Below are 20,296 nucleotides of genomic sequence, written 5' to 3' on the forward strand. Positions count from 1 at the left end.
TCGGGCCTTGGGCACAATGGCGCCCATGCCCACGACTGCCAAGACCAACGCCGGCAACTTCTTCGAGGACTTCACCGTCGGACAGGTGATCGAGCACGCGACGCCGCGCACCGTCACCGAGGGTGACCGCGCGCTCTACGGGGCGCTCTACCCGACCCGTTTCGCCCTGCCGTCGTCGGCGGAGTTCGCCGCCTCCGTCGGTCTGCGCGGCGCTCCGGTGGAGGAGCTCATCGCCTTCCACGTCGGCTTCGGCAAGACCGTGCCCGACGTCTCGCTCAACGCGGTGGCCAACCTGGGCTACGCCGAGTGCCGCTTCCGCGAGCCCGTCGTCGCCGGCGACACCCTCTCGACCACCTCCGAGGTGATCGGGCTGAAGGAGAACTCCAACGGGCGGACCGGCGTCGTCTACGTGCGCTCCACCGCGAAGAACCAGCGTGACGAGGTCGCCGTCGAGTGGTGCCGCTGGGTGATGGTGCACAAGCGCGACTCCTCCGCGCCGGCCCCCGAGCCGGTGGTGCCCGACCTGGCCAAGGTCGTGGCCGTCGACGACCTCGTGGTGCCGGAGGGGCTCGACTTCACCTCCTACGACTTCACCGCGGCGGGCGAGCCGCACCGGTTCGACGACTACGCCGTCGGCGAGAAGATCGACCATGTCGACGGGGTCACGCTGAGCGACGCCGAGCACATGATGGCGACCCGGCTGTGGCAGAACACCGCGAAGGTGCACTTCAACACCCAGGCGCGTCCCGACGGCAACCGCCTGATCTACGGCGGCCACATCATCTCGATGGCCCGCGCGCTGTCGTTCAACGGCCTGGCCAACGCGCAGCTGATCGCCGCCATCAACGCCGGCGCGCACACCGCCCCGGCCTTCGCCGGCGACACCGTCTACGCCTGGTCGGAGGTCCTCGACAAGGCCGAGACGTCGGCCCCCGGCGTGGGCGCCCTGCGTCTGCGGCTGGTCGCGACCCGCGGCCGCGACGAGTCGATGACCCTGCGCGGTGAGGACGGCAAGTACGCCGAGGGCGTGCTGCTCGACCTCGACTACTGGGCGTTCGTGCCGCGGTGACCACGGGGGCCGAGTGGAAGGACATGTTCCACGCCGCTCGTGACGGCGACGTGGAGATGGTCCGCTTCCAGCTGGACGCGGGTGTCGACGTCGACTACGCCCACCCCGAGATGCAGTCGACCGCGCTGGTGGAGGCCTGCCTGGGCGGCCACCGCGAGGTCGCCCACCTGCTGCTCGACCGCGGCGCCGACCCGACGTTGGCCTCCGACATGGAGGAGTGCACGCCGATCGAGGCGGCGCGGCGCAGTGGCCTCGACGACGTGGTCCTGAGGCTGCGCTCCCTGGGCGCGCAGGAGCCGCCGCCTCCCGCGAAGCCCAGGGGACCGGTCGTCCGGTGGCTGTCCCGGATCTCGGGCCGGTGACCCGGTGACCCGTGCCGCAGCCGCACCTGTGACCATGGCCCCATGACCGACGAGAAGGCCCTCGCCGAGCTGCACCGCCTGCGTGCCAGCATCGACAACCTCGACGCTGCGCTCGTGCACCTGCTTGCCGAGCGGTTCAAGTGCACCCAGCGGGTGGGCGAGCTCAAGGCCTCCGCCGACATGCCGCCCGCCGACCCGGCGCGCGAGGAGTTCCAGATCCAGCGGTTGCGTGGGCTCGCCGAGAGCTCGGGGCTGGACCCTCAGTTCGCGGAGAAGATCCTGGGGCTGATCATCGAGCAGGTCATCCGCAACCACCAGTCGCTGCGGGAGAAGTGAGGGGTCACACCTCGATGTGGTCCTGGGGTGACTCCATGTCACCCGCCTCGTACTCGTCGAGCGCTCGCTCGGTGTAGGCGCGGCCCACCTCGACCATCTCGGCGCCCCGGTGGAAGTCGAGGGTGCGGCAGATGTCCTTCGGCATCGTGATCATCACGTCGGGCGGATAGCTGGCCATCCGGTAGCGGGTCACCACACTCTGCAGGGTGTCGAGCGAGAGCTCCATGACGCTCAGCATGCCCAGGTCCGGCGGCAGGCTGTCGAACCCCTCGTCGGCCGTCTCCGGAGCCGGGACGCCGGCGGGTTCGTCGGTCGCCTCCGGGTCGTGGTCGGCCTCGGAGCGTCGGGCGCTCAGCCACGACGTGAGCCGTCGACCGGTCTCGTTGTCGAAGACCTGCGAGGCGGTACGCCGCAGGCGCTCCTGCCACTCCGCGACGGGACGGGGGTCGGCGGACTCCCGCACCCGCCCGAGCCGGGCGGAGGGGTCGCGCGGCGTGCCGTTGACGTTGACGGCGACGACGAGGTCGACGTCCAGGCCTGAGAGCGGGGCGATCGGCACGGGGTTCACCATGGCGCCGTCGGCGAGCAGTCGGCCGTTGAGCATGACCGGGGTGATGAAGCTCGGCAGCGCGATCGACGCGCGCACCGCCATGTCGACCGGCCCCTCCTGGAACCAGACCTCCTTGCGGTTGAGCAGGTCGGTGGCCACCGCGGTGAAGGGGATCGGGAGATCCTCGATGCGCACCCCGTCGAGCAGCTCCGAGACGCGCGCCATGACCCGCTCGCCCTTGATCGCCCCGGGGGAGCGCAGGGCTGGGTCGAGCAGGCGGATGACGTCGCGCTGGGTGAGGGCGGTGACCCACTGCTCATACTCCTGGAGCCTGCCCTTGGCGTAGAGCGCCGCGATGACCGACCCCATCGAGGTGCCTGCGATGCCGACGACCTCGTAGCCCCGCTCCTCGAGCACCCGCATCACTCCCATGTGGGCATAACCGCGGGCTCCGCCTCCACCCAGGGCCAGCGCGACACGGGTGGGGCGGGCTTCGTCGTCCATGGTGCGATGCTAGCCAGCGGGCGGCGACGCCGGCGCCGCCGAGTAGGTTGGAGCCGACGCGAAGCCTCCGCGTCGCGCCGTCAGGAAGGTCTCCGATGAACCACCCCGCCCCGGCCTGGGCCCAGTCGTACGCTCCCGGTGTCCCGCTCACGCTGACCTACGGGGAGCGCACGGTGCTCGACCTCTTCGAGGGATCGGTGCGTGAGCACGGCGAGCGTCCGGCGCTCGACTTCTTCGGTCGCACGACCACCTACGCCGACACGCACGCCGCCGTGCTGCGGGTGGCCGAGGGGCTGCGACGCCTCGGCGTGGGCCCCGGCGACAACGTCGCCCTCGTGATGCCCAACTGCCCGCAGAACGTGATCGCCTTCCTGGCGGTGCTGCGACTGGGGGCGACCGTCGTCGAGCACAACCCCCTCTACACCGCGAGCGAGCTCCGCGGCCCCTTCGCCGACCACGGCGCCACGGTCGCGGTGGTCTGGGACAAGGTGGCCGACGTCGTCGGCTCGTTGAAGGGCGACTGCGCCCTCGAGCACGTCGTCTCCGTGGACATGACCCAGGAGCTGCCGCTGACCAAGCGCCTCCTGCTCCGCCTGCCGATCGCGAAGGCGCGAGCCTCCCGGGCCCAGCTGCACGCGCCCGCCCCGGGCACCGTGCCGTGGCGGGACCTGCTCGCCTCCGCACCGTTGGACGAGTCGCACCCGCGCCCGGTCGCCGACGACGTCGCCCTGATGCTCTACACCTCCGGCACCACCGGCACCCCCAAGGGTGTGCCGCTGCGCCACCGCAACCTGGTCGCCAACGTCGTGCAGGGACAGGCGTGGGTCTCCGGCATGGTGCCCGGGCAGGAGTCGGTCCTCGTGGCGCTGCCGCTCTTCCACGCCTACGGGGTGACGGTCAGCGTGCTGCTCGGCCTGTCGGTGGCCGCCAAGCTCGTGCTGCTGCCCAAGCCGGAGATCCCGCTGGTCATGGAGGCGATCAAGCGCGAGGTGCCGTCGTTCGTGCCAGCCGTGCCGCCGCTCTACCAGAAGATCGTCGACGAGGCGGAGCGCAGCGGCGTCTCCATCCGAGGCATCAAGTGGTCGCTCTCGGGCGCCATGGCCCTGCAGGCGCCGCTGGTCGAGCGCTGGGAGGCCGCGACCGGCGGGCTGCTGGTGGAGGGTTACGGCCTGACCGAGACCTCACCGGTCGTCGTGGGCAACCCGATGTCGAAGGGACGGCGTCCGGGGTCGATCGGCGTCCCCTTCCCCGACACCGAGGTCCGCATCGTCGACCCCGAGGATCCTGCCCGTGAGGTGCCGCTGGGGGAGCGCGGCGAGCTGCTCGTGCGCGGCCCGCAGGTCTTCGATGGCTACAAGGACCTGCCCGAGGAGACTCGTGCGGCGTTCCACGACGGATGGTTCCGCACGGGTGACATCGTCACGATGGCGCCCGACGGCTTCCTCACCGTGGTCGACCGGATCAAGGAGGTCGTCATCACCGGCGGCTTCAACGTCTACCCCTCCGAGGTCGAGGCCGCGCTGCGGCGCCACCCGTCCGTCGGTGACGCGGCGGTCGTGGGCGTGCGTACGCCGGAGGGCGCCGAGGAGGTCGTCGCCGCGGTCGTGGTGGCCGACGGCGCCGAGCTCGACCCCGACGACGTACGCCGGTTCCTGCGCGGGGAGCTGACGCCCTACAAGGTGCCGCGCCGCGTGGTGGCGGTGGAGGAGCTGCCGACCAACCCGATGGGCAAGGTGCTGCGGCGCGAGGTCGCGGAGCTGCTCCAGGGCTGACGGCCGGTCAGAGCGGTCAGGGCAGGAGGCGGGCGCGCAGTCGCACCCGCAGGGCGCCCACCGGGTCGCCTCCGCACGACCACCCGCTGTTGCCACCGCAGTTGCGGTGGGCGGCCCCGCTGTGACTGGTCAGCACCACGACGTGGCGCACGCGTCCGCCCCGCACGTTGACCCGCACGACGGCGCGTCCGGCCCGGCCGACGGGCACCCGACGCAGCCCCACCCGACCGTCCTTGCGGTGCACCAGCACCTGGATGCGCGCATGCTGGCGCCGAGTGGTGCGCAGGTCGAGCCGGAGCAGACGCTGCGACCGGTCCCGCGCGCCGACGCGGAGCCGGAGGCTGTGGGAGCTCAGGTGCGGCAGCCAGGCCGCGCGCCGCACCGAGGGCGTACGCCGCCCGACGTGGGCGCGTGCGGTCACGGCCGCCCGGGGGAAGGACGCCCCGCCGGTGTAGTGCCGCGCGGGCCGGAAGTTGGCGCGCACGAAGTCGGCGTAGAGCCGGGGCCAGGCGTCGCCGCGGGCGGCGAAGTGGCGTCCCACGCCCTGGACCGACCACTCGTCGCGAGCCCCCGGGGAGGCGTCGAGACGTTCCCAGATCTGGCGCACGGCGTCGATCCCGCCGCGTTGGGCGAGGAACTGCACGAAGATCCAGTTGCCGTAGCTGGAGGTGACCGAGTCCAGGGGCAGCGTCGGGCGTCCCACCTGGCCCTGGGCGAGGAACTGGCGGTTGTCCCGCACGCGGGCGAAGACCTGGGCCTCGGCCCAGGTCGCGGACGCCTCCATGAACCACCGGTCCTCGCCCACGTCGTAGTTGAACTGCACGGCGTGGAAGAACTCGTGCGCCGCGGTCGCCGCCAGCGCGTCGCTGGGGGAGGCGCCCAGCTGCGCCATGTCGTTGTCGAGGACGCAGAAGGCGGTCGCGCGGGCGTGGTGGCCCGGCGCGAGCTCCTCGGGCGCGCAGAAGCCGTAGAGCTCCCCCTGGGAGGAGAGGTCGGCGAGGTAGACGTCGAACCGGGCGTCGCCGCCTGCGGAGCCGTCCGGGGCGGGAGCCCGGTAGCCCAGCTGCTCGACCAGACGGGTCCACGCCGCCTCGACCGCGGTGAGGGTCGCCGAGGCCCAGGCGGGCGCCGCGGCGTGGCGTCCGGTCTCGACGTGGGTGACGCAGAGGCGTGCGGTGCAGGATCGGCGCGGGGTCAGCTCGCCGGGGTAGCGCCACGCCTCCGGGGCGTGGGGGTCGGACGGGCGGGCCAGCAGGCCGCGGGCCCGGCGTCGGTCGGTGGCCGCCAACGCGCTCCGTGAGAGCCACAGGTCGCGCAGCGCCAGGGTCAGGTCCTGCTCGTCGCGGTGGGCGTGGGCACCCGGGGTCGTGGCAAGGCTCGACTCGACTGCCGCCAGCACGCTCGGCGCGGGGCGGCCCTCCCCGGGCGCGCCGGCCGCGGGCCCCGTCGTCGGGGCGGGCAGGAGCAGGGCGACGAGCAGCAGGGCGAGGAGCGTGACCCCCCGGTGGTTCACCTCAGAGCTCGGCGATGTGCTCGATGATCGCGGTGGTGGAGATCGCCGGGGTGCGGGGCAGGTAGACCACCTCGCACACGTCCTCGAACTCGTCGAACCTGCCGGCCCAGTCGTCGCCCATCACGAGCACGTCGGCGCCGTGCTCGACGATGTAGTCCCGCTTCTGCTCCAGGCTCTCCTCGACGAAGACGTCGTCGACGACCCGCAGCGCCTTGACGATGGCCAGACGCTCGGCCTCGCTGAAGACGGGGGTGCGTCCCTTCTTCCGCATGTTGAGCTCGTCGGCGGAGACACCCACCACCAACCGGTCGCCCAGGGCAGCGGCCCGCTCGAGGATGCGCAGGTGGCCGACGTGGAAGACGTCGAAGGTGCCGAAGGTGAGGACGGTGCGAGGCATGACGGGCATTCTGGCATGCGCAGGGCAGGATGGAGACGATGAGAGAGACCGCCACGCCCCCGCTGCAGATCGTGACCCCTGCCCCGGAGGCAGACGCCCAACGTCGCCGAGGCCTGAACCGGATGCGTGCCGTGGCCACCGGTCTGCTCGCCTTCGCCGCCGTGGTCTACCTGGCCACGCTCGGGCAGGAGGGGTTCTGGGGCTACGTCAACGCGGGCGCCGAGGCCTCGATGGTCGGGGCGATCGCCGACTGGTTCGCCGTGACGGCGCTCTTCCGGCACCCGTTGGGCCTGCCGATCCCGCACACCGCGCTGGTGCCGCGCCGCAAGGACGAGCTGGGGCGGGGCCTGCAGGAGTTCGTGGGCGAGAACTTCCTGCAGGAGGAGATCGTCCGCGACCGGGTCGGGGCGGCGGAGATCTCGATGCGGGTGGGGGAGTGGCTGGGCGAGGAGGCGCACGCCCGCCGGGTGGTCGACGAGGTCAGCGAGGTGGCAGCGCTGGGGCTGGCGAAGGTGCGGGACGAGCACGTCGTCGAGCTGGTCACCCACGGACTGATCCCGCGCTTCCGCGACGAACCGATCGCGCCGCTCGCCGGCAGCCTGCTCACCGAGGTGGTGCGCGACGGCGTCCACAACGGACTGGTCGACCTGGGCGTCGTCGAGCTGCACCGCTGGCTGGTGGAGAACCCCGACACCTTCGAGGAGGTGCTCGCCGAACGGGCCCCGTGGTGGGCGCCGCAGCGGGTGAGCGAGTTCGTCACGGCGCGCGCACACATCGAGGCGCTGCGGTGGCTCGAGGACATCCGCGACGACCCCCACCACCACGCCCGTGAGGCGTTGGACTCGATGCTCACGCAGCTCGCCCGCGACCTGCTGGAGGACCCGGCCACCCAGGAGCGCGCCGAGGGCCTGAAGAACCGCCTGCTCGAGCACCCCCAGGTCGCGACCACGGTGGTGTCACTGTGGAACGCGCTGCGGCGGGCCACCCTAGCGTCGCTGCGCGACCCGGACGGAGCCGTACGCCAGCGCGCGTTGACCGAGCTGCTGCGTCTCGGTGGTCTGCTGCGCACCGACGCGAGCGTGCGCGAGCGTCTCGACACCATGGCCGCGGACGCGGCGGTCTTCCTGGTGGGGCGCTACGGCGCCGAGGTGACGGAGGTGATCACCCACACCATCGAGCGGTGGGACGGCAAGGAGGCCTCCGACAAGATCGAGCTCCACGTGGGCCGTGACCTGCAGTTCATCCGCATCAACGGCACCGTGGTGGGCGGCATCGTGGGCCTGCTCATTCACGCCGTCAGCCAGCTGCTCGGCCACTGATCCGGCCTGCGGGGCCCGTCGGAGAGGCCCACCTGCGAGACTGGCCCCATGAGCGCCGCCGCTGACCCGATGGACGTGGGCATCCGCGACGAAGTGATCCGGCTGGGTCAGTTCCTCAAGCTGGCGAGCCTGGTCGAGCACGGGGGAGAGGCCAAGGAGCGGGTCGCCGAGGGACAGGTCCGGGTCAACGGCGAGGTCGAGACCCGTCGCGGCCGTCAGCTGCGCGACGGCGACGTCGTCGAGCTCGGCGGCCAGGCCGCTCGGGTGGTGCACGGCGAGGTGACCGACAACCTCCCCTGGTGACTGTCTGGTGACTGTCTGGTGACTGCCCCGGAGCTTGTTCTGGGGATTGTCCTGGCGCTCACCCCGCTCGGCGTCCAGTCACCCGCGCACCTACCGAAATGGTCGTCAGATCGTCAGATCGCGACCATTTCGGTAGGTGCGTGAGGGGTCACTTCACGGCGAGGAGGTCCACCACGAAGATCAGGGTCTCGCCGGGCTTGATCACGCCACCGGCACCGCGCTCGCCGTAGCCCAGGTGGGGCGGGATGACGAGACGACGGCGGCCGCCCACCTTCATGCCCTGGACGCCGGTGTCCCATCCGGAGATGACCTGGCCGATGCCGAGGCGGAACTGAAGCGGGGTGCCCCGGTTGTAGCTGGCGTCGAACTCCTCACCCGAGGAGTGGGCCACTCCGACGTAGTGGACGGAGACGGTGTCGCCGGACTTGGCCTCGGCCCCGTCCCCCTCGACGAGGTCGGTGATCTCCAGGTCGGCGGGCGCGTCGCCCAGGTGCGGGTCGACTTCGGGCTTGTCCATGAGGTCCCTCTCGTTGTGCTGAGCGTGCTGAGCGTGCTGCGCGGGTCCGCGCACCCGATCCATCCTATGCAGCGGCGGTGGCCGGGTCGTGGGACGAGCACCCCGTCGGCCCCGTATCCTGCCGCGGGGCGCAGATCCCAGCCCGACCACCAGGAGACGCCATGACGCAGCCCGTGACCTTCCACCTCGCCGACGACGAGCGGCCCACCTCCTGGTACAACGTCGTGGCCGACCTGCCCACGCCGCCCCCGCCGCCGCTGCACCCGGCCACCCACGAGCCCGTCGGCCCCGACGACCTCTCCGCGCTCTTCCCGCCGGAGCTGATCGCCCAGGAGGTCACGACCGAGCGCTGGGTGGAGATCCCCGAGGCCGTGCAGGAGGTCTACGCGCAGTACCGTCCCGCGCCGTTGATCCGCGCGCGCAAGTGGGAGGAGCGCCTCGGCACCAAGGCTCGCATCTACGTGAAGTACGAGGGCGTCTCGCCCGCGGGGTCGCACAAGGTCAACACCGCGGTGCCGCAGGCCTACTACAACAAGCTCAACGGCATCACCCGGCTGACCACCGAGACCGGGGCGGGCCAGTGGGGCACGGCGCTGGCCTACGCCTGCGCGCTCTACGACATGAAGTGCGAGGTCTGGCAGGTCGGACACTCCTACGACACCAAGCCGCAGCGCCGCACCCTGATCGAGGTCTTCGGTGGCACCGTGCACCGTTCCCCGTCGCAGATGACCGAGTCGGGGAAGGCCTTCGAGGAGGGGCACCCGGGCTCGCTGGGCATCGCGATCTCCGAGGCCGTGGAGCTCGCGGCCCAGGACGAGGGCGCCAAGTACGCCCTGGGGTCGGTGCTCAACCACGTGCTGCTGCACCAGACCGTGATCGGCCAGGAGGCCGTGAAGCAGCTGGAGAAGGCCGGCGAGGACGGTGCCGACGTCGTGGTGGGCTGTGCGGGTGGCGGCTCCAACCTGGCCGGACTGATCTTCCCGTTCCTGCGCGGCAACCTGACGGAGGGGCGTACGACCCGGCTCGTCGCGGTCGAGCCGTCGTCCTGCCCCACGATGACGCGCGGCACCTACGCCTACGACTTCGGCGACACCGCCGGCCTCACGCCGTTGATGAAGATGTACACGTTGGGCCACGACTTCGTGCCCTCGCCGATCCACGCCGGTGGTCTGCGCTACCACGGCATGGCGCCGCTGGTCAGCCACGTCGTGCACGAGGGACTGGTGGAGGCCGTCGCGCTCGACCAGGACGAGTGCTTCGCGGCGGCGGTGGAGTTCGCCCGGGCCCAGGGCATCGTGCCGGCACCGGAGTCGTCCCACGCCCTCGCGCAGGCCCGACGCGAGGCGCTGGCGGCCGACGAGGCCGGCACCGCGCCGGTGATCGTGGTCGGTCTCTCCGGCTACGGCCTCCTCGAGCTGGGAGCGTTCGACTCCTACCTCAAGGGCAACCTGACCGGCGACTCGCTGCTGTCGGACGAGGAGCTCTCCGCGTCGCTCGCGACGCTGCCCGCCGTGGAGTGAGCCACCTCAGGGGCCCTCGGGTGGCCCCTCAGGTGGCGTGGACGTACTGGTCGAGCTGGTCGCGCTCGAACTCCAGCTCCTCGATCCGGCTCTTCACCACGTCGCCGATGCTGATGACCGAGGTGAGGGCGCCGTCCACGACGACCGGCACGTGACGCACGCGCTGGTCGGTCATCAACCGCGCCAGCTCCTCCAGCGACTCCGTGCCGTCGCAGGTGTGCACCGCCGCGGTCATGATCGACGAGACCGGCCCGCGGAGCACGTCGACCCCCTGTGGCAGACGGCGGACGACGTCGCGCTCACTGACGATCCCGTCCAGCGACGAGCCGTCGGCACTGACGACGACCGCGCCGATGTTGTGCTGTGCCAGCAGGGCGATCAGCTCCTCGACGGTGGCGTCAGGGGCGATCGTCACGACCTGCTGGATCTCCTTGCTCTTGACGACCTCGTTGACACGCATGGCTCTCCTCCTGGTCGATCACCGTTGCCGTCACCGTAGTGGGCCGCAGCGACAAAGAACAGGGTCGAGTGTGAAACAGGTCACGCGACCTGTTCCGGGGTCAGCGACGTCGCAGCTCCGTCACCGACCCGGGGTGGCGGCGGCCCTGGTCGGGGTCGGAGCCGTCGTGCTCGGCGCTCCCGAGGAAGGCGAGGGCGGCGTCGTGCAGGTGGCCGTTGGTGGCCACGGCGTTGCCGCCCCAGGGGCCGTTGGTGCCGTCCAGCGAGGTGAAGCGTCCGCCGGCCTCACGCACGATGATGTCGAGCGCGGCCATGTCGTAGAGCTCGAGCGAGGGTTCGGCGGCGATGTCCACGGCACCCTCGGCCAGCAGCATGTAGGACCAGAAGTCGCCGTAGGCGCGAGTGCGCCACACGCGGCGGGAGAGCTGCACGAAGGCGTCGAGCTGGTCGCGCTCCTCCCAGCCCGACAGCGAGCTGTAGGAGAACGAGGCGTCCTCGAGGCGGCGTACGTCGGACACCTCGATCTTCTGGCCCTTGAGCAGGTTGCGGCCGGTGAAGGCCCCGCCGCCCTTCACCGCCCACCAGCGACGCTGCAGCTGGGGCGCGGAGACCACGCCGACCACGACCTCACCCTCGACCGCCAACGCGATCAGGGTCGCCCAGACGGGCACGCCGCGCACGAAGTTCTTGGTGCCGTCGATCGGGTCGATGATCCACTGCCGCGACCCGTGGCCGGTGACGCCGTGCTCCTCGCCGAGGATCGCGTCACGGGAGCGCACCTTGGCCAGGGTGCGCCGCATGCCCTCCTCGACGTCGCGGTCGGCGTCGGTGACCGGGGTGAGGTCGGGCTTGCTCATGACGTGCAGGTCCAGCGCCTTGAAACGGGCGGTGGTCAAGGAGTCCGCGTCGTCGGCCAGGACGTGCGCCAGACGCAGGTCGTCGGTGTGGTCAGTGCTGCCCGGGCCGGTGATCGACATGGCCCAAGGCTATGCCCACAGCGCAGGTGGTCAGTACTCCTGCCCGCCCTCGCGCGCCGCGAGCAGTCGCCGGAACGACTCGACGCGGTCCGGGTCGACGTCCCCCTCGGCCAGTGCGTCGTCGAGCTGGCACTCCGGCTCGCTCTCCCCGTGGCTGCACCCGCGCGGGCACTCCTCGGTCATCTCGTCGAGGTCGGGGAAGGCCTCGATCAACCGCTCCGGGTCGACGTGGGCCAACCCGAACGACCGGATGCCGGGAGTGTCGATGATCCACCCGGCGCCCTCGGGCAGCGCCAGCAGGTAGGCGGAGGTGGAGGTGTGCCGACCGCGGCCGGTGACCGCGTTGACGTGGCCGACGAGACGGTCGGCGTCGGGCACCAGGGCGTTGACGAGGGTCGACTTGCCGACGCCGCTGTGGCCGACGAGCACGCTCGTACGCCCGTCCAGGGCCGCGCGCACCTCGGTGAGGTCGCCGCCGCGTTCGGTGACCACCCACGGCACCCCCAGCGAGCGGTAGGTGCGCAGCAGCGGCTCGGGGTCGGCGAGGTCGGCCTTCGTGAGCACGAGCAGCGGCGCCATCCTGGCGTCGTAGGCCGCCACGAGCGCTCGGTCGATGAGGCGCGGACGTGGCTCGGGGTCCGCGAGGGCCGTCACCACCACGAGCTGGTCGGCGTTGGAGACGATGACGCGCTCGACCGGGTCGTCGTCGTCAGCGGTGCGTCGCAGCACGGTGGTCCGTTCGCGGACCTCGACGATCCTGGCCAGTGACCCGTCGCGCCCCGAGACGTCACCGACCACCCGCACGCGGTCGCCGACGACCACCCCCTTGCGACCCAACGGCCGCGACTTCATCGCCATCACCCGGCGGCCCTCGACGAGCAGCGTGAACCGTCCGCGGTCCACGGTGATCACCCGACCGTCGACTGCGTCGTCGTAGGAGGGCCGCTCCTTGGTGCGGGGGCGGGTCCGACGGCGAGGACGCTCGTAGCTCTCGTGGTCGGTCTCGTCGTAGCGGCGACTCATGGCGTGGTCGGTCCTCTCACCGCTGCGCCCAGAGGCCGGACCAGAAGGCGGCGAAGTCGGGGAACGTCTTCGAGGTGGTGGCGATGTTCTCCACCGTGACCCCTTCCACGGCGGCGGCGAGGATCACGCCGGCGTGGGCCATCCGGTGGTCGGCGTAGGTGTGGAAGACGCCAGGTCGCAGGGGTGACGGGTGGATCTCGAGTCCGTCCGGCAGCTCGGTGACGTTGCCGCCGAGGCGGTTGATCTCGGTGGCGAGCGCGGTGATCCGGTCGGTCTCGTGGCCGCGGATGTGCGCGATCCCGGTGAGTCGCGACGGTCCCTCGGCCAGGGCGCAGAGCGCGGCCACAGCGGGGGCCAGCTCGCCCACGTCGTGCAGGTCGGCCTCGATGCCGGCCAGCCGGTCGGGCCCCTCGACGCAGAGGCCGTCGGCGACCCGGGTGACCCGGCACCCCATCCGGGTCAGCAGCGGCACCAGCTCGGCGCCGGCCTGGGTGGTGCTCTCGGGCCAGTCGCGCACCACGATGCGGCCACCGGAGACAGCCGCCAACGCGAGGAAGGGGGCGGAGTTGGAGAGATCCGGCTCCACGAGGTGGTCCCGGGCGTGGACCGGACCCGGCGCCACCGCCCACCGGTCGGGGACCGAGTCGTCGACGTCGACCCCGTGGTGGCGCAACAGGTTGACGGTCATCTCGATGTGCGGCAACGACGGCACGGGAGCACCCTCGTGCACGACTTCGACACCCTCGTCGAAGCGGGCGCCGGCGAGCAGCAGCGCCGAGACGAACTGGCTGGAGGCCGAGGCGTCCAGGACGACCCGCCCGCCCCGTACGTGGCCGGTGCCGACGACCGTGAACGGCAGGGCTCCGCGCCCGTCGTCTTCGACGCGTACGCCCAGGGCACGCAGTGCCTCGAGCATCGCGGCCACCGGTCGCGTACGCATGTGCGGGTCGCCGTCGAAGGTGGTGGCACCGGCGGCCAGGGCGGCCACGGGCGGGACGAAGCGCATGACGGTGCCGGCGAGTCCGCAGTCGACGTGGCCCCCGGCCGCGAACTGGCTGGGGGTCACGCGCCAGTCGTCGCCGTCGGTGTCGACCCGGGCCCCCACGCTGCGCAGCGCGCCGGCCATCAGCAGGGTGTCGCGGGAGCGCAGAGCACGGCGCACGACCGACGGGCCGTCGGCCAGCGCCGCGAGGATCAGCGCCCGGTTGGTCAGCGACTTGCTGCCGGGCAGGTCGACGACGAGGTCGACGGGTGCGGCGGCGTGCGGAGCAGGCCAGGGATCGAGGGTCTCGGGGAGCAGGCGCACCCGACCACCCTAGTCGCCGCCCTGGCTCAGCTGCAGGCCGAAGGTGTTGTTGCCGAGGTTGGGGTCGTCGAGCTCGGGCGCGGTGACGCCGATGGTCAACCGCGGTTGACCGAACACGTGCACCGCCGTGAAGGAGAGCGTCAGGGGGCTGCCGGTCCCGGTCACCGTGCAGGTGAGCGAGTTGTCGAAGAGACCGGTGTCGCAGCCCGGCGACGGCCGCGAGAAGAGGTGGTAGCCGATGCCGTCGACCTGGACGGTCGCACGGACCCCGGCGGGGAGTCCACGCACCGTGGTGGTCACTGCGAAGGTACGCGGCAACACCTGCGTCGCATCGGCGGTCACGGCCACGTCCGCGGTCGGGACGGGGGCAGGCGTGGGCGAAGGAGTCGGCGTGGGCTCAGGCGTGGGTGTGGGGGTTGGAGTCGGTGTGGGGGTCGGCGTGGGCGTCGGGGTCGGCTCCGGAGAGGGCTCCGGGCTGGGCGACGGCGACGGTTCCGGGGTGGGCTCGGGCGAGGGCTCCGGGCTGGGCTCGGGCGAGGGGGTCGGTGACGGCGACGGCTCCGGGCTCGGCTCGGGCGAGGGGGTCGGTGACGGCGACGGCTCCGGGCTCGGCTCGGGCGAGGGGGTGGGCGACGGTTCGGGGGTCGGCTCGGGCGAGGGCTCCGGGCTGGGCTCGGGCGTCGCGGTCGGCGTCGGCTCCGGCGAGGGGGTCTGCGACGGCTCGGGCGTCGGCTCGGGCGACGGGGTCGGCAAGGGCTCGGGGGAGGGGGTCTGTGACGGCTCGGGCGTCGGCTCGGGCGACGGGGTCGGCGAGGGCTCGGGGGAGGGGGTCTGTGACGGCTCGGGCGACGGGCTCGGCGAGGGCTCCGGAGTGGGCTCGGGGACCAGGGTGGGCGCCGGCGAAGGAGCCGACGTGGGTTCGGGGGAGGGCGTCACGCTCGGCGTCGGCGCAGCGGTCGGGACAGGCCTGGTCGGCTCCGGGGACGGGGTGGCCGAGGGCTGCGGGGTCGGGGACGGCCGCTCGGTCTCGCTGGGGACGGGCGGCTCACTGTCGTCCGGGTCGGAGTCGCCCGGGTCCGAGTCACCCGGGTCGGAGTCCTCGCCGGGCGGGAGGGGCGGGACCGGGGGCAGGGGCGGCACCGCATCAGGCGCGGCACCGGGGGCGGGCACCGGGTCGGGAGCCGGGGCGGGCGTCGGTGCGCCCGTGGGCAGGGGCAGGTCGGCGTCGGCATCGCCGCGCGCCATCTCCTGGCCGGGGCCGTCGGGCAGTCCGGGTTGGGGGGCCGAGGCGGCAGGCGGGTCGGAGGCCAGCGCCGGAGGGTCGACAGAGTTGTTGCCCACCATCACGACGGCTGCTGCGGCGACCCCCGCAGCCGCCACCCCGACCGCGCCGACGGCCGCCGAGGCCGCGGTGTTGCCGACCACGGTGTCGCGGATCCGCCCGACGAGCACGGAGAAGGAGCCCAGGGCAGCGCCGCCCGCGGCGGTGGAGCCGAGGTAGCCGGTGGCCAGTCCACCCAGCAGCAGGGGAGCGATGATCCCGGCCAGGTTGCTGTTGACCTCGGTCAGCTCCAGGAGGATGGCCGTGCAGCGGGGGCAGTCGTCGAGGTGCTCCTGCATCTTTGCGGAGTCGCGCCGCGAGGTGGCCTGTCGGATGTAGGCGCCCATGTTGTGGTGGGCCCACCGGCAGGTGTCCTGCTCCATGTCGTTGGCGTGCTGGTTGATGAAGGCCTGCCGCAGTCCTTCGCGCGCGCGGTAGGCGAGCGCCGAGACGGAGTTGGGGCTCATGGCGAGCAGGGGAGCGATGTCGGCGGGCTTCTGCCCCTCGACCTCGGTGTGCCAGAGCACGAGTTGCCACCGCTCGGGCAGCGAGGCGAACGCGCGGGCGGCAGCGGCGTTCTCGAACCCCTCCACGGCGGTGTCGCGGAACGGGGTGCCCGGGTCGAACGGCTCGAGGTCGTCGGTGGGCTGGACCCGGCCTCCCGCGCGGTGGCCGTCGACGCGCAACCGGCGTACGGCGGTGAGCAGGTAGGCGCGGAACGCCACGTCCGGGCCACCCCCGCGCTGCAGGACCTGAAGCACCTTGGCGAAGGCGTCGGCCACCAGGTCGTCGGCGTCGGGCCCCTGGGCGAGCTGGCGCGCGAGCCTGCGGGCCGCGTCGACGTGACGGCTGTAGAGCAGGCCGTAGGCGTCGACGTCACCGCCCCGGACCGCCGAGATCAGCTCGGCGTCCCCGGGTTCGTCGATGAGCGGCAGCGCTGAGGTCACGGGCTCTCACATCCGAGATAAAAGGGTCTTCGTCAGCGTAACGGTCCAGACCGGTGCGCACCCCGTCTCAGGAAAATTTCCTCGGTCTGCGTCATACGACCCCCTCTGAGCCGTCTCATCTTCGACGGCACCGGTGGTGGGTCCACCGATCGACGGGGGGAGGGCACGTGTTCAACCTCAGGCGTGCGCTGACACCTCTCCCCGACGAGGCTCGACGCCAGTCCGATGCCCTCGCGCCGGCTGGGCAGATGGGCGACGTCCCGCGCGGATTCGAGGCGGTCGCCGAGGCCGTGGCCGAGGAACGCTGCCCGCTGGGTGCCTGTGAAGCCCTGGGGCGCGAGCTCGCCCTCGACGGCAGCTCGGCCGACGAGGCCCTGCGGGGTCTGCGGGCCACCTGGCGGGCAGTGGCCGGCGAGGACCCCACCTTCGACGCCCTGGCCGCACTGGTCGCCGCGTGGAGCGACGCCACCTTGGCGGTGGTCAACCACATCAGCTGCGAGGACCCCATGACTGGCCTGGCCAGCCCGGCGCACCTGCGCAGCAGCCTGGCGGCGCTCTTCCGCGGCGAGCGCGCGGCCGGCATGCATCCCCGCGACAGCCACGCGCTGGTGATGGTGGAGCTCGCGGGCGCCGACCATGCCCCGTCGGGTCAGGACCCCATCGGGCGCGCCATGCGCATGGCGGCACTGGGTGAGTCGGCCCGCACCGTCTTCCCGGGCGGCGAGGTCGTGGCCCGCCTCGGCGCCCACCGGGTGGCCGTGCTGGCCAGCCGGGACGCGCGGCTGGGGGTGCGGGTGCGGCTCCTGCGCCGCCTCCTGGAGGGGGCGCAGGATCCCGAGCTCACGCCGCGGGTCTGGATCGAGGGCCTGCCCGCGAGCGACCTGGGGGCCGGGGTGCTGCTCGACGAGCTGGCGCGCGGCTGACTCGACGGCATCGCGCGACCCGCCTTCGCAGCGACAGCACGGACGTACGCCGCGGTCTAGGGTGGACGCATGTGCGGCCGCTACGCGTCGAGTCGACGCCCCGAGGACCTTGTGGAGGAGTTCGAGGTCGTCGAGAACCGGGTGCCGGCTCCGTTGGCGCCGGACTGGAACGTGGCCCCCACCGACCCGGTGTACGCGGTGCTCGAGCGACCGGCACGCAGCACGCCCGAGGGGGAGGAGGCGCCGCGCCGTCAGCTGCGCACCCTCACGTGGGGCCTGGTGCCCTCCTGGGCCAAGGACCCCTCGATCGGCTCGCGGATGATCAACGCGCGTGCGGAGACTGCCGCCGAGAAGCCGGCGTTCCGCAAGGCGTTCCGGGCGCGGCGCTGCCTCGTGCCGGCCGACGGGTACTACGAGTGGTACGCGTCGTCGTCGCTGGACGCGAAGGGCCGCCCGGTGAAGCAGCCCTACTTCATCCGTCCGCGCGACGGAGGCGTGCTCGCCATGGCGGGACTCTTCGAGATCTGGCGTGACCCGGACCGGCCCGACGACGACCCCGACTGCTTCCGGTGGACCTGCACCGTGCTGACCACCGAGGCCGAGGACGACCTGGGCCACATCCACGACCGGATGCCGCTGATGGTGGAACCCGAGCGGTGGGACGCCTGGTTGGACACCACCCTGACCGACGCCGACCGGGTGACCGCGCTGCTCACCCCAGCCTCGCCGGGCCTGCTGGAGGCCTACCCCGTCTCTCGCGCGGTCGGCAACGTGCGCAACAACGGACCCGAGCTGGTCGAACCCTTGGCGCTCGAGGGCGTCCCCACCCCGAGGAGCACCCGATGAGTGTCGAGCGACTGGTCCAGACCCCCCGCGGGGAGGGCCGCCTGGTGGTGCACGAGGCCCAGCACCCCGTGGCGGTGCTGCTGCTGAGCCACGGGGCAGGGGGTGGGATCGACGCCCAGGACCTGGTGGCCCTCGCCGAGGCGTTGCCCGCCGAGGGCGTGACGGTCGCGCTCTTCGAGCAGCCCTGGCGTCGCGCCGGGCGGAAGGTCGCGGCGCCGCCTGCCCACCTCGACGATGCGTTCGTGGTGGCGGCGCAGGAGGTGGCGGCGCACGGGATGCAGGGTGGCCTTCCGCTGGTTGTGGGGGGTCGCTCCGCAGGCGCCCGCTCGGCCGCCCGGACGGCGCTGGCCGTCGGGGCCAGCGGATGCCTGGCGCTGGCGTTCCCGCTCCATCCCCCGGGCCGACCGGAGAAGTCACGGCTCGGCGAGCTCCACGGCGCCGACGTCACCACGCTCGTCATCCAGGGCGAGCGCGACGCGTTCGGTTCTCCCTCCGAGTTCCCTGACGAGGTCGACGTCTGCGTCGTGCCCTTCGCCGACCACTCCTTCCGCGTGCTCAAGCGGGCGCTGGTGGCGCAGGAGGACGCCCTGGCCATCGTGGTGGAGGCCACCCTCGAGTGGGTGGTGCGTGAGGCCGCCGGGGTCGAGACCTCCGCGCACGCCGGCACTGGCGCTGGCGCGCGCACTGGAACTGCCGGCGAGGGCGGGGACCGAGCGGCCGGGAATCAATCGTGACGAGGCGCTGTTCCCCCCTACGTGCTGGCAACACTGGACGACACCGCGACGGTAGTGTGGGACCCGATGACTGACTCCCTCACTGAAGAGACGCCTGCCCAGCGTGCGGAACGCTTCGAGCGCGACGCCCTGCAGTACGTCGACCAGCTCTACTCCGCGGGGCTGCGGCTGACCCGCAACGCCGCCGACGCCGAAGACCTGGTGCAGGAGACCTACGCGAAGGCCTTCGCCTCGTTCCACCAGTTCAAGCCGGGCACCAACCTCAAGGCGTGGCTCTACCGGATCCTCACCAACACGTTCATCAACGTGTACCGCAAGAAGCAGCGACAGCCGCAGCAGTCGATGACCGAGGACGTGGAGGACTGGCAACTCGCGCGTGCCGAGTCGCACACCTCCTCCGGCCTGAAGTCCGCGGAGACGGAGGCGTTGGAGCACCTGCCCGACTCCGAGGTGAAGGACGCCCTGCAGAAGCTGCCGGAGGAGTTCCGCCTGGCGGTCTACCTGGCCGACGTGGAGGGCTTCGCCTACAAGGAGATCGCCGAGATCATGGAGACGCCCATCGGCACCGTCATGTCGCGGCTCCACCGCGGGCGCCGACAGCTGCGTGACCTCCTCAGTGACTACGTACGGGCCAACGACCTGCTGCCGCGGTCGGCGACGGAGAAGGGCCAGGACGCATGAGCGACCCGCACGGCGACGAGTGCGCCGACTACCTCGAGCGCATCGTCTACTTCATCGACAACGAGCTCGACGGCGCCGACTGCAGCGCGGTGCAGCAGCACCTCGACGAGTGCGGGCCCTGCCTGCAGAAGTACGACCTGCAGCGCACGGTGAAGTCGGTCGTCGCGCGGTCCTGCCGCGAGTCCGCGCCCGAGGGTCTGCGTGAGCGCGTCATGGTCCAGATCCGCGAGGTCCAGATCCGCATCAGCGAGTCCTGAGCCCCTGCTGCCGGGCTCCGGCCGGGAGGCGATTGGCGCCGCCCCGGCCTCGTTTGAGAAGATGGCACGCACTGACATCCAGGAGGACACCATGGGCAAGACCGGTCGCAAGCGCCGCGCTCGCAAGAAGAAGGGCGCGAACCACGGCAAGCGCCCCAACGCCTGAGCTCACCAGCTCAGCGTGATCGAGCACCAGGACCCCCGAGCCTTTGGCCGGGGGTCCTCTGCATGGCTGACGTCTGCAGGGGCGTCCTGCTGCTCAGGTCACCTTCGCCATGAACTGGGCCCCGTCGACGACCACCCGGGTGATCTCGCCCGAGGCGACCACCTTGCCCGCGGCTCCGTCGACGACGTTGCGGGCGCCCACGGTGAAGCGGCGCAGACGCCCGTCCTCGTGCACGACGGAGACCTGCACCTCCACGACCTGGCCCACGCCGCTCGGGGCGAGGTGCTCGATCGCGACCCGCGTGCCCACGCTCGTGCCGCCTGAGGGCAGCGAGGGCGCCAACGCCTCGCAGGTCACCGCCTCCATCCAGGCCAGCAGGCACGGTGTGCCCAGCACCCGCAGGCTTCCGCTCCCGACGGCGGCCGCGGTGTCGTCCTCGCCGACGGTGAACCTGCGGGTGTGTGACGTGGGCTGCTCCATGTCGTCTCCTGGGG

The 20,296-nt window shown here is 72.3% G+C and carries 23 protein-coding genes; 13 read left to right on the plus strand and 10 right to left on the minus strand.

Annotated elements, in window-relative coordinates; genetic code table 11:
* Positions 1-25: 25 nt before the first annotated feature.
* From IEQ44_RS02755 to IEQ44_RS02765, 3 genes are read left to right on the plus strand one after another with little or no spacing between them, the layout of a single operon-like run.
* Complete coding sequence (locus IEQ44_RS02755) at positions 26-1,069, plus strand: MaoC family dehydratase (protein ID WP_193636891.1); 1,044 nt, start codon at positions 26-28, stop codon at positions 1,067-1,069.
* The gene (locus IEQ44_RS02760; RefSeq protein ID WP_193636892.1) at positions 1,066-1,431 is read left to right on the plus strand and encodes an ankyrin repeat domain-containing protein; all 366 of its coding nucleotides are present in this window, start codon (positions 1,066-1,068) and stop codon (positions 1,429-1,431) included. The genes IEQ44_RS02755 and IEQ44_RS02760 overlap by 4 nt, the downstream gene beginning before the upstream one ends.
* Positions 1,432-1,473: 42 nt before the next feature.
* Positions 1,474-1,767, plus strand: a complete 294-nt coding sequence (locus IEQ44_RS02765; protein ID WP_193636893.1) for a chorismate mutase — start codon at positions 1,474-1,476, stop codon at positions 1,765-1,767.
* 4 nt (positions 1,768-1,771) lie between these two features.
* On the opposite strand, the gene IEQ44_RS02770 is transcribed toward IEQ44_RS02765, so the two are convergent.
* A complete protein-coding gene (locus tag IEQ44_RS02770) occupies positions 1,772-2,821 on the minus strand; it encodes a patatin-like phospholipase family protein (protein ID WP_193636894.1) in 1,050 nt (349 codons plus the stop codon).
* Positions 2,822-2,916: 95 nt separating this feature from the next.
* Here IEQ44_RS02770 and IEQ44_RS02775 point away from each other — a divergent pair, with 95 nt between their 5' ends.
* Positions 2,917-4,593 (plus strand): long-chain-fatty-acid--CoA ligase, encoded by a 1,677-nt coding sequence (locus IEQ44_RS02775; protein WP_193636895.1) that lies wholly within the window; start codon positions 2,917-2,919, stop codon positions 4,591-4,593.
* Positions 4,594-4,609: 16 nt separating this feature from the next.
* On the opposite strand, the gene IEQ44_RS17820 is transcribed toward IEQ44_RS02775, so the two are convergent.
* Together IEQ44_RS17820 and IEQ44_RS02785 are read right to left on the minus strand one after the other, a co-directional pair.
* On the minus strand, positions 4,610-6,106 hold the full coding sequence (locus tag IEQ44_RS17820) for an MXAN_6640 family putative metalloprotease (RefSeq protein WP_193636896.1): 1,497 nt from the start codon (positions 6,104-6,106) through the stop codon (positions 4,610-4,612).
* A 1-nt stretch (position 6,107) separates the two neighbouring features.
* Positions 6,108-6,503: an FAD synthase family protein gene (locus IEQ44_RS02785; protein ID WP_193636897.1), complete on the minus strand. Its 396-nt coding sequence runs from the start codon at positions 6,501-6,503 to the stop codon at positions 6,108-6,110.
* Positions 6,504-6,541: 38 nt separating this feature from the next.
* Between IEQ44_RS02785 and IEQ44_RS02790 the strand changes: the two genes are divergently transcribed.
* Both IEQ44_RS02790 and IEQ44_RS02795 read left to right on the plus strand, forming a co-directional pair.
* Entirely contained in the window at positions 6,542-7,822 is a 1,281-nt protein-coding gene (locus IEQ44_RS02790) for a DUF445 domain-containing protein (protein WP_193636898.1), read from the plus strand.
* Between the two features lie 48 nt (positions 7,823-7,870).
* Positions 7,871-8,125, plus strand: coding sequence for an RNA-binding S4 domain-containing protein (locus IEQ44_RS02795; protein ID WP_193636899.1), 255 nt, complete (start codon positions 7,871-7,873; stop codon positions 8,123-8,125).
* Positions 8,126-8,273: 148 nt separating this feature from the next.
* Here IEQ44_RS02795 and IEQ44_RS02800 read toward each other — a convergent pair whose 3' ends face one another.
* Positions 8,274-8,642, minus strand: coding sequence for an FKBP-type peptidyl-prolyl cis-trans isomerase (locus IEQ44_RS02800; protein ID WP_193636900.1), 369 nt, complete (start codon positions 8,640-8,642; stop codon positions 8,274-8,276).
* 161 nt (positions 8,643-8,803) lie between these two features.
* On the opposite strand from IEQ44_RS02800, the gene IEQ44_RS02805 reads away from it, so the two are divergent.
* Positions 8,804-10,162, plus strand: a complete 1,359-nt coding sequence (locus tag IEQ44_RS02805; RefSeq protein ID WP_193636901.1) for a TrpB-like pyridoxal phosphate-dependent enzyme — start codon at positions 8,804-8,806, stop codon at positions 10,160-10,162.
* Positions 10,163-10,190: 28 nt separating this feature from the next.
* Here the strand turns inward: IEQ44_RS02805 and IEQ44_RS02810 are convergent, their stop codons facing one another.
* From IEQ44_RS02810 to IEQ44_RS02830, 5 genes are all read right to left on the minus strand, one after another.
* The gene (locus IEQ44_RS02810; protein WP_193636902.1) at positions 10,191-10,622 is read right to left on the minus strand and encodes a CBS domain-containing protein; all 432 of its coding nucleotides are present in this window, start codon (positions 10,620-10,622) and stop codon (positions 10,191-10,193) included.
* A gap of 100 nt (positions 10,623-10,722) precedes the next feature.
* On the minus strand, positions 10,723-11,598 hold the full coding sequence (hisN, locus tag IEQ44_RS02815; protein ID WP_193636903.1) for a histidinol-phosphatase: 876 nt from the start codon (positions 11,596-11,598) through the stop codon (positions 10,723-10,725).
* Between the two features lie 30 nt (positions 11,599-11,628).
* Positions 11,629-12,621: a ribosome small subunit-dependent GTPase A gene (rsgA, locus tag IEQ44_RS02820; protein ID WP_193636904.1), complete on the minus strand. Its 993-nt coding sequence runs from the start codon at positions 12,619-12,621 to the stop codon at positions 11,629-11,631.
* 16 nt (positions 12,622-12,637) lie between these two features.
* Entirely contained in the window at positions 12,638-13,927 is a 1,290-nt protein-coding gene (gene aroA / locus IEQ44_RS02825) for a 3-phosphoshikimate 1-carboxyvinyltransferase (protein ID WP_193636905.1), read from the minus strand.
* 9 nt (positions 13,928-13,936) lie between these two features.
* A complete protein-coding gene (locus IEQ44_RS02830) occupies positions 13,937-16,195 on the minus strand; it encodes a sigma-70 family RNA polymerase sigma factor (protein ID WP_193636906.1) in 2,259 nt (752 codons plus the stop codon).
* A gap of 167 nt (positions 16,196-16,362) precedes the next feature.
* Here IEQ44_RS02830 and IEQ44_RS02835 point away from each other — a divergent pair, with 167 nt between their 5' ends.
* The 6 genes from IEQ44_RS02835 (at position 16,363) to IEQ44_RS18480 (ending at position 19,802) form a co-directional block, all read left to right on the plus strand.
* Entirely contained in the window at positions 16,363-17,118 is a 756-nt protein-coding gene (locus IEQ44_RS02835; RefSeq protein ID WP_193636907.1) for a hypothetical protein, read from the plus strand.
* A gap of 69 nt (positions 17,119-17,187) precedes the next feature.
* Complete coding sequence (locus tag IEQ44_RS02840) at positions 17,188-17,964, plus strand: SOS response-associated peptidase (RefSeq protein WP_193636908.1); 777 nt, start codon at positions 17,188-17,190, stop codon at positions 17,962-17,964.
* Positions 17,961-18,698 carry an alpha/beta hydrolase family protein gene (locus tag IEQ44_RS02845; protein ID WP_227486783.1) on the plus strand — a complete coding sequence of 246 codons (738 nt, stop codon included), beginning with the start codon at positions 17,961-17,963 and terminating at the stop codon, positions 18,696-18,698. The genes IEQ44_RS02840 and IEQ44_RS02845 overlap by 4 nt, the downstream gene beginning before the upstream one ends.
* Before the next feature lie 66 nt (positions 18,699-18,764).
* Positions 18,765-19,379 (plus strand): sigma-70 family RNA polymerase sigma factor, encoded by a 615-nt coding sequence (locus tag IEQ44_RS02850; RefSeq protein WP_193636909.1) that lies wholly within the window; start codon positions 18,765-18,767, stop codon positions 19,377-19,379.
* Positions 19,376-19,636, plus strand: coding sequence for a mycothiol system anti-sigma-R factor (rsrA, locus tag IEQ44_RS02855; RefSeq protein WP_193636910.1), 261 nt, complete (start codon positions 19,376-19,378; stop codon positions 19,634-19,636). Before IEQ44_RS02850 ends, rsrA begins: the two co-directional genes overlap by 4 nt.
* Positions 19,637-19,727: 91 nt before the next feature.
* A complete protein-coding gene (locus IEQ44_RS18480; RefSeq protein WP_369759046.1) occupies positions 19,728-19,802 on the plus strand; it encodes a 50S ribosomal protein bL37 in 75 nt (24 codons plus the stop codon).
* Between the two features lie 93 nt (positions 19,803-19,895).
* Here IEQ44_RS18480 and IEQ44_RS02860 read toward each other — a convergent pair whose 3' ends face one another.
* Positions 19,896-20,282 (minus strand): thioesterase family protein, encoded by a 387-nt coding sequence (locus IEQ44_RS02860; protein WP_193636911.1) that lies wholly within the window; start codon positions 20,280-20,282, stop codon positions 19,896-19,898.
* Between the last annotated feature and the right edge of the window lie 14 nt (positions 20,283-20,296).

The sequence above is a fragment of the Nocardioides malaquae genome (genome assembly GCF_015070385.1).
Taxonomy (GTDB): domain Bacteria; phylum Actinomycetota; class Actinomycetes; order Propionibacteriales; family Nocardioidaceae; genus Nocardioides; species Nocardioides malaquae.